A 14,635-nucleotide genomic window follows, 5' to 3' on the forward strand; every position below is an offset into this window, starting at 1 on the left:
ATGATTTTTGCGGTTCTTTTTTTACTTTCTCTTTAGACATGGGGTGTACTCCTGATCAATAGCACTTCTGCGCATAATGCCGCTGGGTTATTTGCAGAAGCTGGTCGGGTATCTATTTCGCTATAGCATCGCCTACAGCGGGCAGCAGTTTGCAACATGCATGGGCCCTTACTCCTCTATTCATTTATCGTTAATGCACACATTAATGTTCAATACGAATAACGCGAAATATCGCCGTTCGGCCGAATATTTTTATATCGATGACATCACCCGGCCTGCGACCAATCAGTTGCCGCCCCAAGGGTGAGAAACAGGAGATAAAACCCTTTTCAGGATTACTGTCCCGTGGATTAGTTAACACCAGTGTGATGATTTCTTTTTCCTGCACATCAAACACAGTCACTTTATGCCCGATAGCAATCCGCCGCGTGTGTGCGCCCATGCCCGCAGCACTTTGTTCCAGCGTGGTAAACAGCGTTAATAATTCGACCGCGTTTAAATTCATGCTCCAAGGGAGATGCAAATAGTGTTGACGAGCACAATCGCTCAGCCGTTTTTTCAAACGATTGAAGTATTGGGTGGACAATTTATTTCTCCAGCACAATAAAATAACAACTCAAAACATAAAAAATGTTTTAAGTGAATTTAATCAAATGGAAATAGAAAAACAGACGAGCGCAATAACCGCTCGATTAGAGGGGAAAGGCGAGAGAAACTCTTTTAAGGATGAAACGCAGTAAAGAAAACATAATTTCAGTAACAAAAATAAATTCGACAAGGCCAATCATAGCCCCGATAAAATTTAAGTCAACCAAGGCGTACGATAATCCAGTGTTTCCTGCTTAATTGTCTACTCGGTGAGTAGACAATCTTAGGATTTGCGGAAATTAAGTGATTCGGTTTATTCGATTGTTGGAATATCTTCATAAATTTCATAGGCAATTGTCGCATCAGCGATGCGACAATCTGTGTGTTGGGGAGAAATCTTGCAGAACTTCATGGTTAATTGTCGCCACACCGTGGCGACGATCTGCTTTATTTCTCATCAATGTGTGCATCGGGCTCCTGATTTTCATCGCTGTAATCAGAGATAATTCTTTCGGCTTGGCGTTCGTAGCTATCCGCTATTCCTTTGAGGGTCACTGAAAAGCGATAGTAACCTTCATTTTCAGCAGATTCGGCCTTTTGGTGAAATTGTTCTGCTAATTCTTTTTCTGGTTTCCCGGTTGGGTCAACTATGTGGGCTCCTCGCGAGTTAAAAGCGCCCGTGGCGTAACCGTTGCGCATTTCTTCCGTTTCTTTACTATTTAGCTCGCTTGCTATATCACGATGAATCCACAGACCAGATTCATCTTTTGGAGAATTTATAAGAACGTTACCAACAGTCATCATAGCCACTTCAAAATGGCCAGATCTTCGACATTCCTCTTTAACTTTGATAATCCAGTTCTTGAACAGCTTAGGATTAAAGCTACCGTCTTTAGTTGTACCCGGTGGGGTATGCCATTGATAGAGTAAATCCCAAGCATTTTTAGCAATTGCCCTTTTATCCTCGGATATTTCTCCACTATTGAAATCATCATTTTTTGAGCGATAAACAAGTTGAATTAATTCGCAGAAAAAATTGGGGTCACCGGCAAGTTTGTATTCAAGTAAAGTAGGTTTTGCTCCACTATAACCGTCCAGTAATGGTAAATAAGCCCATTCAACTCGAAATAAATCTGTTTCATCAATTGATGGGTCTAGCTGTAAGTGTTTTATTAGCTCAATAATATTATATTGAGATAAAGTGTTTTCTGGCTCATTTGAATTAATAGCAGCCATTAATGCGCGAATACAAACATTGTTACTTATCGGCTTTTTTTCATAAACCAATTTGCTAATGCAATTTAGGGCAGTGCGTGGCCGCCCGTATTGAATCAATTTTTCGACGGCATAATCTAGACCATCATTTGTGTCGTAACTATTAGCAGATGTTCTGATCCAATATTCGTTTTCAGCACCTTGTAACCACTTGTGCGCTCTTTGCCATGCGTTTTTCTCAAATGGTAGATATGACAGGAACTCACTCAGCTGTTCTTTTGTCCAATCAGCTTTAGAAAGATTGTCTGCCCATTCCCAACCATGAATATAGCGGCGTCGCCATAAATATGAAGCTATAAATTTATTATATTTTTGCTCATCTAAGCCAAGATAAGTAGGTAATAATTTTTTATCTATATCATTATCGGCAATGAATCCTAATGCGCTCCCAACTGATTCAGGCGATGAGACAACGCCGATGAAATCAATGACTCCTTTCAGACCTAGTTCAGACAGCAAATTTTTTATTGCCTGCTGCCGTTTTTCATCCAGTTTTTCTCTCTGAACATCCCAGTTACCTTTTTCTTCATAAAGGTCGTAGTCTCCACTCGAAAATAGATATTGGTATAGATTTAGTGGATCGCTTGGCTGTACCTTTTTAGCAATGTCTTCAATTTGCACTAGTGATTTATCGGAGAGAGCCCAATCAGCATCAGAAAACTTTCTATGTTTTTTAGTGAATAAAGTTAACTTATCCCAAAGCAAGCGTTTATTTCTATCTGATTCTTTTTGTATTTCATCTGAAGACAGAAATTTAATAAAAGTATCAAAAGCTGGCTGAGGAAGATGGCCCAAGTGATTTATTAACTCTAATAAATAATCAAAGTTTCCTTGAGCCTCTTTAACAATAAGATCTGCATGAAAAGAAGCTTGTTCCCAATAATCTTTGCGAGATATGGCCGTTTCCACAGTATCTATAATTATTTTTCGCCACTTAGGCTTGTGAGATCCTGTAGATGTTTGATGTTGACCTGGCAACAACTTCAACAACAATTTCCATCCGACATTAGGTGTTTCCGACACAATTGTTTGTACTGCAACTTTTCGTTTCTCTATGTTTGCTAAGGTTTGAGGTAGCCAAGGAAGTAAAATAGTAACAATCGAGTTGGCTGGTCTATTTGACCATCTGCCACCTGGATCGCGGGCAGCCAATTCAGCGAGAATGCAGCACACCCTTACAAGGTATTGCTCTTCCCAAGCTAAACCTTCCAATGCCCATAGGAGACCTGTCATATAGTTACTGCCTGTGAGGCCGTTACCTTCTTGAGCAAAAATTGAATCGAACACGCAGGGTGTTTGCAAAAGGGCGTTATCAATCTGCCTCAGAAATTCGGTTGGCGCCGCTTCTGCCAAATCAGGAAGAAAATTATTAATGGATGCCCATTGTTGCCATGGAGCTTCACTAAGTAGTTCTCTCACTATCAACAATGCGGTAGTCTCTACGTTACCTAAAGAGCATTTTGTAAATTGTTTCGATTGATTTCCAATTAAAGCAAGACCTTCCGCAATGCCTTGACGAATAACGCCAGAATATTTGAAGACCTTTCCATAAGCGTTTGCAGCATAACGCTGGTCTTCGGGTAACTCAAAAGCGGGATTTTGTTCCTTTAAAACTTCGATAGCGATGGTTTTAAATTTTTCTATATCAGCATCCAGAATTTGAGAACCTAAGATTCCCAACAGCTCCTCTTTTTGGGTAACAGTCCAAATGCCATTTTTCAACTTTAAAGGAGAATTTGGTTGATGAAGAATGTCTCGTGCTTTTGGTAGCCAGTCTTCATAACTGATACCCAGCAGTTTGCTCATCATGGCGTTGTCATTGGTATTTTTCTCATCCCATCCACCCAACAGGATAACTAGTGCAAGCTGATAGCGATGTTGGTGAGACTGCCAATTGACGTCCTCTATAATCTTAATTGGTTTTAGATCTACTGGTATTTGCTCAATGCTTGGCTTTCGTTTGAATAATTCAATTATGTCATCTGGTAATTTATCGGGAGTTATGCTTCCCGCATGTTGGTTTCTTGTTTGAACAAATTCAACAACTCTCCCCCATATTGTTCTGGCATTTTGTTGTTGGAATTGAGATAAATGTGAATGAAGTAATGGTAGTAAAACTCCTGTTTCTTCTCCAAGATCATAGCCCAGTAAGTAAAAACAATTCATAAACTCATATAGTTCATCGTCTGATATATCAGCGCCATTTTTTGCATTTTTTAAATGATGACGAAAAACATTTAATTTTTCTTTAGCTTTTGAAGGGCTAAAGTTCGCCTGTTCAACATCCCTGAAGAAATCGACGGAATCATTAGTTTGTTTGGCATGATTCAAAAGCCATTGAACATTTTGTTGATCTGATGCGCTTACAGGTCCCGTAATCAGCGCAATCACATCTTTCTTTCGATCAAATAAATTCTGTTTATTGAAGTCAGACCACGCCGCAATAATTACCTCACCAAGGATTTCATTTCCAATTGTAAAAGCTATCGAGCGTTTCACTTGACTTAATAGCTTTCTGTTTTCGCCAGTCTGTTCGTTTTCAACAACCACGATAAGATCATCTGTGTCATATCCTTCAATTTTTCCTTGAAGTTTAACTTTTTTGATCGGCCAACAAGGTAAACACGGCGCGTATCCACCGGTAAGCATTAATACTACAAAACTTGACTGAATATGCGCTTCAAAATGAACACCGCCACCACCGGTAGAGATTGGATTACTTAGTTGTTTAATTTTCTTACTCACTGTGTTACCTCGTAATCAAATTTTTCTGATGATGCTCATTAGACTTCCGCCACCGCCAATACATGCGTTATCAAATTCCCATCCCAATAAAACTGGTAATGCCCCGCTTGAATCGCCGGTGGTGTCAAGGCTTTCGGGCGCAGAGCTGCAATACATTCACCACCTGCATGGCGAACCGATTGATACAAAATTCCCATTTCGTTTTGGGCTTTTAGTTGTCGCCCTATGGCTTGGGCGTAGGCAAAGCTATCGGAGTTGTGCACCTGCGGATCAGCGCGGAGATCCACTAATTGTGTATGCACTTCGCAGCTGTAGCAGCGCAGGGTGAGCATTTGCGGCGGCTCATTGGTCGCGTGTAAAAATCGCGCGCGGCTAAAGCGCGCTTCGGCTAGCGCGGTTTCCAAATTCAAACCGGCGTAGTAGATGCCAAAGCGGCCATCGGTAAAACGACTGGGAATTCCGGTGTGGGTGAAGGCGGCCATAATCGCGGTGGTACCTGGGCCGGTCACCCGGTCTTCAGGGGCGACCAAGGTAATATTGCCCGCTTGATCTTGCAGGCGATCATTGGTCAGGCTTTCGAGTGCATAGGCGGCATCCAGCTCGGTGGGATCGAGCAGGTTTTCAAACAGGGCGATGGGTGGGAAGTGGCTGGGGATCAGGCGATAGGTATTGCTGTGAACTTCCTTGTAGTGCATAGGTGCTGTCATCAAACATAAACCTCACCGCGCCAGCCATCCAAATAGCGGCGCACGTCCACCAAATCCACTACTCGCCCACCCAACATACGTTGCAATGCCGAGGCACCGCCAAAATCCCGATTGGGTTTGCGCACCCAGTTTTGCCATTGGGCTGGATCAGCAAACAAGAGCTGCACAGCTTTGTAGATTCCGGCGAGGTAAGACAAACGTTCAAGCGTGTCTCTGCCCAATTTGATCGGCTCACCTGCCGCTAATTTTTGCCGCCAATTGTGCAGGGTGGTGCGAGTGCCGAGCCCGGCAAGGGTGCAGCGCTGTTCATCGGTCAGGCTCCATTCTTCGGTAATACCAAAGAATAGTTTCACTGCCACGCGGCTCATCTGGGCGTCATCAATAGCGGGAAGTGGGTGTACGGCATTCATACTGATTAACTCCGGTTTTACATCCTGCTATTAATGTATGTTCAAAAGTGAACATATTCAATGAAAAATATAAGATTTGAACGGTTTTACTTAGGCTAATTTCTTCCTAAACCACACCAACTTAACCCCCTCCAACACCAGCAAACTCACCACACCCAGTGCGATACACACCAAAAACTCATTCCAGTGGAAGCTGCCGAAACTGAACAATTGCTGTGCGGGCGGCCAGCCCACGGCGATGGCAAGGGTGAGGCTGACACCGCTGAGCAGAATCCACAGTGAGCGATTGGGGCGCAAAAAGGCGCTCGCGAGGGAGGCGCGGAAGCTGCGGTTGATGAGGATCAGCCCCATGTTGAACAGCACCAGCGCGCCAAATACCAGAGCGCGCAGGTCGTCTTCCGGCATATTCAGGCTGGCGCCGCCGAACAGGAGGGCGGCGAGTAAACCCAGGGTGACAGTGCCCTGGATTATCGCCCAGCCAATGCGTTCGCCCACCAACAGCGGTGTTTGCGGGTCGCGCGGTGGGCGGTTCATTACATCCTCCTCTTCCTGCTCGGCCTCAAATACCACCGAGCAGGCTGGGTCTATCACCATTTCCAGAAAGGCGATGTGAATCGGGGTGAGCATCATCGGCAGCCCCATCAGTAGCGGCAGTATGGCGAGGCCGGCGATGGGGATGTGTACCGCCACGATAAATTCGATGGCTTTGCGCAGGTTGTCGTAAATGCGGCGGCCGAGGCGGATGGTTTTGACGATGGAGCCGAAGTCGTCGTCCAGCAGCACTATAGAGGAGGCTTCGCGCGCGACATCGGTGCCGCGCCCGCCCATGGCGATGCCGATATGCGCGGCTTTAATGGCGGGCGCATCGTTCACGCCATCGCCAGTCATGGCGACGATCTCGCCGTTGGCTTTCAGGCTTTGCACCAGCCGCAATTTTTGCTGGGGGCGGATGCGCGCAAAAATTGAAACGCTTTTAACCCGCTCGGCCAGTTCCGCATCGCTCAGCTGTTCCAACTGGTCGCCCACCAAGACCTCGCTGGGCGGCAACCCGGCTTGCAGGGCGATGGCGCTGGCGGTGGTGGCGTAGTCGCCGGTAATCATAATCACCCGAATACCGGCAGATTGGCATTCGGCCACCGCAGCGGGTACTGACTCGCGCAGCGGGTCGGCAAACGCCAGCAGCCCAAGGTAGTGAAACTGCAGTGCGCGCGGTGATTCGGGCAGCCCGCCCGCCGGTACAGCGGCTTGGGCGACGGCCAATACCCGCATTCCCTCGCAGGCCAGTTCATTGGCTTGCGCGGTCAGCGGCGCCAGTTGTTCAGCGCTTAAGTGGCAGAGTTGGGCGATAGCTTCCAGTGCCCCCTTGCTGTAAGCATGCAGGTTACTGTCGCCGGGGTGCTGGAGGATATTGGTGGTGGCAAATAAATCCGGGCGCAGGCCATAGGCGCGCAGCAGGGCAGCACCTTGTAAACGAGTCAGTTCGGCGTGGCTCTGCGCCAGCCGGTGTACCGCCACATCCATCGGGTCGCTCGGCACCAGCGGGCAGGCGAGTAAGGCGGCATCCAGCAGGGTTTTGCCGCTATCGTCCAGCGGTTGTTGCGCGGCGGCGTACCAGTTGTGGCTTGCGCCCACCAGCGCCATCAGGGTCATGCGGTTTTGGGTGAGGGTGCCGGTTTTGTCGGTGCAGAGCACGGTGGTGGCACCCAGAGTTTCAATGCTCGCGGCGCGGCGCGTCAGCACCCGCGCTTGGGAAATGCGCCAGGCGCCCATGGCCATAAATACTGCCATCACCAGCGGGAACTCCTCCGGCAGCAGCGACATACCAATCGCAATGCCACTCAAAATCGCCTCCAGCCAGGAGTCGCGCAGCAGGCCATAAAGCACTACCACCACCAGAGCGGCGAGTGCGCCGATCAAGGCAAAGTCGCGCACTAACCAGCGCAGTTGCTGCTGCAGGTGCGCTTGCTCGGTGTCGATACTGCGCAGCGCCGTGCCTATATGCCCCATTTCAGTATTGAAGCCAATGGCGGTGACTTCCGCGATACCCGTGCCGCGCACCACCAGGGTTCCGGCATAGAGGCGCTGGTTGTCGGCAATCGCCTCGACCGCTGTATTTGGGGCTTGGGCGATTTTACCTACCGCGACCGATTCGCCGGTCAGCAGCGACTCATCCACCAGCAGCTCTTGCGCGCTAAGCAGGCGCGCATCTGCCGCCACCCTGTCGCCCTCGTTCACCACCAGTAAATCGCCGCGTACTACTTGGGTGCCGGCGATGGTCAACCGCTCGCCGCTGCGAATCACCAGCGCGCGCGGGCTGGCCAGGTCGCGCAAACTCTCCAGCACCCGCTCGCTGCGCGACTCCTGCACGAGGGTGATACTCACTGAGATCGAGGCAAATACCAGCAGCAACAGCGCCTCAGTGGTATCGCCCAGCAGCCAGTAGATAAGCCCGCCGCCCAGCAGCAGCGCAAACATAGGCTCGCGCAGCACATCCAAAAAAATGCGCAGCAGGTTGCGGCTATTGGCTTTGGGTAGCTGGTTGGGGCCTTCGCTTTGCAGGCGCTGCGCCGCCTGTTCGTGGCTTAGTCCCTGGCGATCATCCGGGTTCATCGCGCGCACTCCATTGGGTTGGTTATTTACTAACCATAGTTGGCTATGGGATGGGCGTCTATGATGTAGATCAGGTAGCAACCAAAGGTTTGCCCATTGCACCGGCCCCCGTTATGCTTGCCCCACTTGTCGATTGGTTCTACTCCATGCCCACACTTTCACCTCATGTTGCCTTTTTGGCGTTTGCCCTCTGGTTGCTCAGCAACTGGGCGGGGGCGCATGGGCATTATTGTTTTGATGGGCAGGAGCCGCCGATTTCGGTGCATATGCATTTGGATGGCCATGAGGTGCATGACCATCACCCCGAAGAAGTGCATCAGGACGCGGATATAGAACTGGGCAAATCGGTATTAGCCAAGTTGAGCAAAATCGATTTGGGCTTGGTTTTGCTCGCTGCCCTGGCGCTGGTGTTGTTGGTACTGCCCCGCGCTGGTTTTGCCAGCATTTATCGACCGTTTTATCCTCCCTCTTCCCTCTATTGGCGACCTTTACTGCGCGCGCCGCCGGTTTCTGTCTGAGTGTTTAATCGCGTTGGGCGCATGTGACTGCGCCTTGATAAAACCTCTGTGCCCCTAAGGCACATCAGACAGGATTTACCATGAACAAATTTTCGTTTGTGCTGCCTTTGTTGGTTGGCGCTTTGGCATGCACGGCACTCGCCGAAGGCATTAGCCTGCAAGATGCGCTCAGCGCCAGCTTGCAACACAACCCGCAGTTGGCGGGCTATCAATTTCGCCGCGCCGCCCTGGCCGGTGAACAGATTACCGCCGCATTGCGACCGGAAATGCGCCTGCATTCTGAATTGGAAAATGTCGCCGGTTCGGGCGATTTTTCCGGTGCCGATGGCGCCGAGCTGACGCTCTCGTTTGCTTCGGTAATCGAGTTGGGCGACCAGCGCGATGCGCGCCTCGGTGTCGTCACTGCACGCCAACAGCAATTGGCGACCGAGCAGCGGGTGGCGGTATTGGATCTGGTCGCGGCGGTGAATTACCGTTTTATCGCCCTTATTGCGGCGCAAGAGCAAGTGCAAGTGCAAGAGCAGGCACAGAAGCTTGCCCAGTCCTTGGTTGCCAGCTTGAGTAAACGCGTTCAAGCCGGTCGTGCACCGCAAGAGGAGTTATTGCGCGCCCGTGCCGCGCAGGCCAAAGCCGCATTGGAGGTCAGTAGAGCCCGCCAGCAAGTACAGGCCGAGGCACTAAAACTTAGCGCTTATTGGGCCGATAGCACGCCGGATTTCACCCGCGCCCAAGGTGATTTGTTTGCACTTACTAACCCCGCCCCCCTTGCTGATTGGCAAACCCGCCTCGCGCAAAACCCTGACTTGCTCCTGCTCGCCGACGAAACCCGTCTGCGCACCGCCGAATTGCGCAAAGCGGAAGCCGAGGGGCAAATGACCTTGGGATGGAGTGCCGGAGTGCGCCAGTTGCAGGCGACTGATGACACCGCGCTGGTCGCTGGCATCAATATTCCACTCGCCAGTGGCAAACGCGCGAGCGGGGCGATCAGCAAGGCACGTGCCGAGCAAGATGCAGCCACATTCGCAGCCGATAGCGCCAAAGTCCAACTGGAAGCCCGCTTAAATCAAACCTACAGCGCCCACAGCCAGGCACTCACCGAGCTGCACAGCTTGCGCGACCAAATCCTGCCGCTGCTACAAGACGCCAACCGCGCTACCGCCGCCGCTTTCGACCAGGGTCGCTACAGCTCACTTGAACTGGCACTCGCCCAGCGCGAATTGCTTGAAGCCCGCGCCGCCTTGATCGACGCCGCCCTGCGCGCCCATGAAACCCGCATTGAACTGGAGCGGCTCACCGCATCCGCCTCAGCTCAATCCACCCAATCAGGGGAGAAAGCCCAATGAATTCTTTTATCAAAACCCTGTTGTTAGTCGCGAGCTTCGGCTTGTCTGTAAACCTTTTTGCATCGGGTGATCACGACCACGGCCAGGATGAACACGACGAACACCACGAAGAGGAACCGCAAAAGGGCGCCCATAACGGCCGCCTGCTGGAAGACGGCGACTTTGTGGTCGAGCTGGCGATTTTCGAACAAGACGTACCGCCCGAATACCGCGCTTGGGCGAGTGTGGATGGCAAATCGCTAAAACCCAGCGACTGGAAATTGGAAGTGCAACTCACCCGTTTGGGCGGCGCAGTGAATCGCTTTGCGTTCAAAGCCGAACAGGATTTTTTGCGCGGCCAGGGTGTGGTGGAAGAGCCCCATTCCTTTGATGTGAAAGTGACTGCAACCTACCAAAACCAACAGCACCAATGGACTTATCCCTCCTACGAAGGGCGTGTCACCATGGCCGACGAAGTCGCGGCGGCCTCGGGTTTAACCACGGCAATTGCGGGAGAGGGCGTGTTGCAGGAGCGCATCAAACTTTACGGCACCATAGTCGCCGACCCGCTGCGCGTGAGTCACATTCAAGCGCGTTACCCCGGTTTGATCCGCTCGGTAAAACCGACCATCGGCACCCGTGTAAAAGCAGGCGATGTATTGGCGATGGTCGAATCCAACGAGAGTCTGCGCGAATACCCGCTGCATGCGCCAATTGATGGGGTGGTAGTAGAGCGCCACGCCAACCCCGGTGAATTCAGTGCCGATCGCGTGTTGTTTACCTTGCTCGATGAGCGTGTATTAGAGCTGCATTTGCAGGCTTTCCCCACCGATGCCAGCAAAATCAAAACCGGCCAAACCATCACGTTTAGTGCGGGTGGTGTGCAAGCGATCACTCGCACCGAATACATCACCCCGCGCCACGGTGAAACGCCCACATTGGAAGTCCATGCACCGGTCGATAACAGCGCCGGTAACTGGGTGCCCAACCAAGCGGTGGAAGGCTGGGTTGATATAGCCCAAACGCCGGTACCGCTGATGGTTGATAACCGCGCCCTGCAATCCTTCCGCGATTGGCAAGTGGTGTTTATCCAGATAGGCGACACCTATGAAATCCGCCCACTCGAACTGGGGCGCAGCGACGGCCAATTCACTGAAGTGCTCAGCGGCCTAAAGGTTGGTGATAACTATGTGGTGGAAAACTCCTTTTTGCTCAAGGCTGATCTGGAGAAATCCGGCGCCTCACACGATCACTAAGGGGCAGCATCATGATTGAATCGATTTTACGCGCGGCCATTGCGCGCCGCTGGCTGGTGCTCGCCGCTGTGCTCGCACTGATTATTCTCGGCTTATGGAATTACCAGCGGCTGCCGATTGATGCAGTGCCCGACATCACCAATGTGCAGGTGCAAATCAATACCGAAGCGCCCGGCTACTCGCCGCTGGAAACGGAACAGCGCATCACCTATCCGGTAGAAACCGCGCTCGCCGGTCTGCCGAAGCTCGCCTACACCCGCTCAATTTCGCGCTACGGTTTATCGCAAGTCACTGTGGTATTTGATGAAGGCACGGATATTTATTTTGCGCGCAATCTCATTAACGAGCGCCTCGGTCAAATTAACAGTGCATTGCCCGATGGCATAGAACCGGTGATGGGTCCCATCGCCACCGGTCTCGGCGAAATTTTTATGTACACCGTGGAAATAGATGATCCAGAAAAATTTGATGCATCAGCCCTGAGCGACTCAGCTGGGCTGAGTAATGAAAGTTATCTGCGTGAATTGCAGGATTGGGTGATCCGCCCGCAGTTAATGCAAGTCAAAGGCGTGGTAGAAATAAACGCGATTGGCGGCTACACGCGGCAATATCACATCACGCCCGAGCCAACTAAATTGATGCAGTTTGGACTGACCATGGAGGATCTGGTCGTCGCGCTGAAAAACAATAACGACAATCGCGGTGCCGGTTATCTGGAGCGCAGCGGCCAACAATTATTGGTACGCACACCGGGGCAATTAACCAGCATTGCGGATATCGAAAATTTAATAGTGAGCAATCCCAAAGGCGTCGCCGTGCGCATTGGTGATCTCGCGCAAGTGGCCGTTGGCAAAGAATTGCGCACCGGTGCGGCAACCCAAAACGGGCGTGAAACTGTGCTTGGCACTGCACTGATGTTAAAAGGCGAAAACTCACGCACTGTCGCGCGCGCATTGTCGATTAAATTGGAAGAGATTAATCGCTCATTGCCGGAAGGTGTTCGTGCAGTCGCGGTTTATGACCGCACGCAACTGGTCGATAAAACCATCAGCACCGTACAAAAAAATCTGCTTGAAGGTGCGCTGTTGGTAATTGCCGTTTTATTTTTATTGCTCGGCAATATGCGCGCTGCATTAATTACGGCTGCGGTAATTCCTATCACCATGTTGATGACGATTACCGGTATGGTGGAAGCCGGTGTGTCTGCCAACCTGATGAGCTTGGGCGCGTTAGATTTTGGTTTAATTGTGGACGGTGCCGTGATTATTGTAGAGAACTGCATTCGCCGGTTGGGTGAAGCTCAAAGAGGCGGTACGCTGGATGTAAAAACCCGTTTGCAAATTGCCTATGAAGCCACCGGCGAAGTGATTCGCCCGAGTTTATTTGGTGTGGGCATTATTACGCTGGTGTACTTGCCGATTTTCACGCTCACCGGCGTGGAAGGAAAAATGTTTCACCCCATGGCCATTACCGTAGTCATTGCCTTAACCGCCGCATTAATTCTATCACTCACTTTTGTACCCGCTGCCATTGCATTAATCATGAACGGCAAAATCGCCGAACATGAAAACCGTTTTATGCAAACGGCAAAAAAAATCTATCAACCTTTGTTAATGCAAGCGTTTAAATGGCGCAGCCTGGTATTGGGTGGTTCTGTTGTGTTGGTGATATTCAGCATCTGGCTTTCTACTCGCCTAGGTTCGGAATTTATTCCGCAATTGGACGAAGGCGATATAGCACTGCATGCACTGCGTATTCCCGGCACTGGTCTGGATCAAGCAGTGGCGATGCAAACATTACTGGAAGCGCGCATTAAACAATTTCCGGAAGTGGATAAAGTCCTTGCCAAAATCGGCACCGCCGATATCGCCACCGATCCCATGCCACCTTCGGTTGCCGATAACTATGTGATCTTCAAACCGCGCAGTGAATGGCCCAATCCCAAACGCGAAAAATCCGATTTAGTGGCAGCGATTGAAACTGCCGTGCGCGAATTGCCCGGCAACAATTACGAATTCACCCAACCGATCCAGATGCGTTTTAACGAACTTATCTCCGGTGTGCGTTCAGATTTGGGTATTAAAGTGATTGGCGATGATTTGGCGCAACTGCAAGTGTCAGCAGCGGAAATTTTAGAAGTGCTCGAAAAAATTCCCGGAGCAGCCGATGCACGTATGGAGCAAGTTACTGGTTTGCCCGTATTAACCGTAACCCCCAAACGCGACCAACTCGCTGCCTACGGATTATCCGTTAATGAATTGCAGGATTTAGTCGCCACTGCAATTGCCGGAGAAAGCGCAGGATTAATTTACGAAGGCGACCGCCGTTTTGAATTGGTTGTGCGCTTGCCAGAAAAATTGCGCAACGATTTATCCGCGTTAGAGCGCTTGCCAGTACCCATCAAAACCGAACTGGGATTTGTACCGCTAAATGAAATCGCCACTATAGAACTCGCACCCGCACCCAATCAAGTCAGCCGAGAAAATGGCAAACGGCTAGTTATCGTCACCGCCAATGTGCGCGGCCGCGATTTGGGTTCTTTTGTGAACGAAGTGCAAACGCGCATCGCAAGCGACGTAAAATTACCCGCAGGTTATTGGTTGGATTACGGCGGCACTTTTGAACAACTCGAATCAGCGAGCAAACGTTTAGCGATTGTCGTACCACTCACACTGTTAATGGTGATCGCATTATTGGTGATGGCTTTTGGTTCGATCAAAGACGCACTGATTATTTTCACCGGTGTCCCACTCGCACTCACCGGCGGCGTACTCGCGCTTTGGCTGCGCGACATGCCCATGTCCATGTCCGCCGGTGTCGGCTTTATTGCACTGTCCGGCATAGCGGTCTTAAATGGATTAGTGATGCTCGCATTTATTCGCCAGCTTTATCTTGAACATGGCGATTTAATGGAAGCAATAATTCAAGGTGCACTCACACGATTGCGTCCCGTATTAATGACCGCATTAGTTGCCAGTTTGGGCTTTGTGCCTATGGCATTTAACGTGGGAATCGGTGCGGAAGTGCAGCGGCCATTAGCGACGGTGGTTATAGGCGGGATTATTTCATCGACGCTGCTAACGTTGTTGGTACTGCCAATTTTATACGAACTGGTACATCGAAAATCCACTGCACAATAGCTTGGAAATTACGGGCTGGATTATCACCCAATATTGGATCGCTGCCGCTATGGTGATTTTAATC

General features: G+C 50.4%; 9 protein-coding genes. 4 read left to right on the forward strand and 5 right to left on the reverse strand.

The features are described 5' to 3' along the window. Window positions 1-202: 202 nt before the first annotated feature. From NNX04_RS14895 to NNX04_RS14915, 5 genes are all read right to left on the reverse strand, one after another. Window positions 203-586, reverse strand: coding sequence for a GreA/GreB family elongation factor (locus NNX04_RS14895; protein ID WP_261946298.1), 384 nt, complete (start codon window positions 584-586; stop codon window positions 203-205). A gap of 449 nt (window positions 587-1,035) precedes the next feature. Further along, window positions 1,036-4,608: a hypothetical protein gene (locus NNX04_RS14900; RefSeq protein ID WP_261946299.1), complete on the reverse strand. Its 3,573-nt coding sequence runs from the start codon at window positions 4,606-4,608 to the stop codon at window positions 1,036-1,038. Between the two features lie 38 nt (window positions 4,609-4,646). Then, on the reverse strand, window positions 4,647-5,315 hold the full coding sequence (locus NNX04_RS14905; RefSeq protein WP_261946300.1) for an RES family NAD+ phosphorylase: 669 nt from the start codon (window positions 5,313-5,315) through the stop codon (window positions 4,647-4,649). Continuing rightward, window positions 5,315-5,725, reverse strand: a complete 411-nt coding sequence (locus tag NNX04_RS14910) for an MbcA/ParS/Xre antitoxin family protein (RefSeq protein WP_261946301.1) — start codon at window positions 5,723-5,725, stop codon at window positions 5,315-5,317. Before NNX04_RS14910 ends, NNX04_RS14905 begins: the two co-directional genes overlap by 1 nt. 90 nt (window positions 5,726-5,815) lie before the next feature. Then, window positions 5,816-8,335, reverse strand: a complete 2,520-nt coding sequence (locus NNX04_RS14915; protein ID WP_261946302.1) for a cation-translocating P-type ATPase — start codon at window positions 8,333-8,335, stop codon at window positions 5,816-5,818. Between the two features lie 50 nt (window positions 8,336-8,385). On the opposite strand from NNX04_RS14915, the gene NNX04_RS14920 reads away from it, so the two are divergent. The 4 genes from NNX04_RS14920 (at window position 8,386) to NNX04_RS14935 (ending at window position 14,571) form a co-directional block, all read left to right on the forward strand. After that, entirely contained in the window at window positions 8,386-8,853 is a 468-nt protein-coding gene (locus NNX04_RS14920) for a hypothetical protein (RefSeq protein ID WP_261946303.1), read from the forward strand. Between the two features lie 80 nt (window positions 8,854-8,933). Next, window positions 8,934-10,196, forward strand: coding sequence for a TolC family protein (locus tag NNX04_RS14925; RefSeq protein WP_261946304.1), 1,263 nt, complete (start codon window positions 8,934-8,936; stop codon window positions 10,194-10,196). Next, window positions 10,193-11,431: an efflux RND transporter periplasmic adaptor subunit gene (locus NNX04_RS14930; protein WP_261946305.1), complete on the forward strand. Its 1,239-nt coding sequence runs from the start codon at window positions 10,193-10,195 to the stop codon at window positions 11,429-11,431. The genes NNX04_RS14925 and NNX04_RS14930 overlap by 4 nt, the downstream gene beginning before the upstream one ends. Window positions 11,432-11,442: 11 nt before the next feature. After that, complete coding sequence (locus tag NNX04_RS14935; protein WP_261946306.1) at window positions 11,443-14,571, forward strand: efflux RND transporter permease subunit; 3,129 nt, start codon at window positions 11,443-11,445, stop codon at window positions 14,569-14,571. Window positions 14,572-14,635 lie beyond the last annotated feature (64 nt).

The organism is Cellvibrio sp. QJXJ, assembly GCF_024452345.1.
Classification (GTDB): domain Bacteria; phylum Pseudomonadota; class Gammaproteobacteria; order Pseudomonadales; family Cellvibrionaceae; genus Cellvibrio.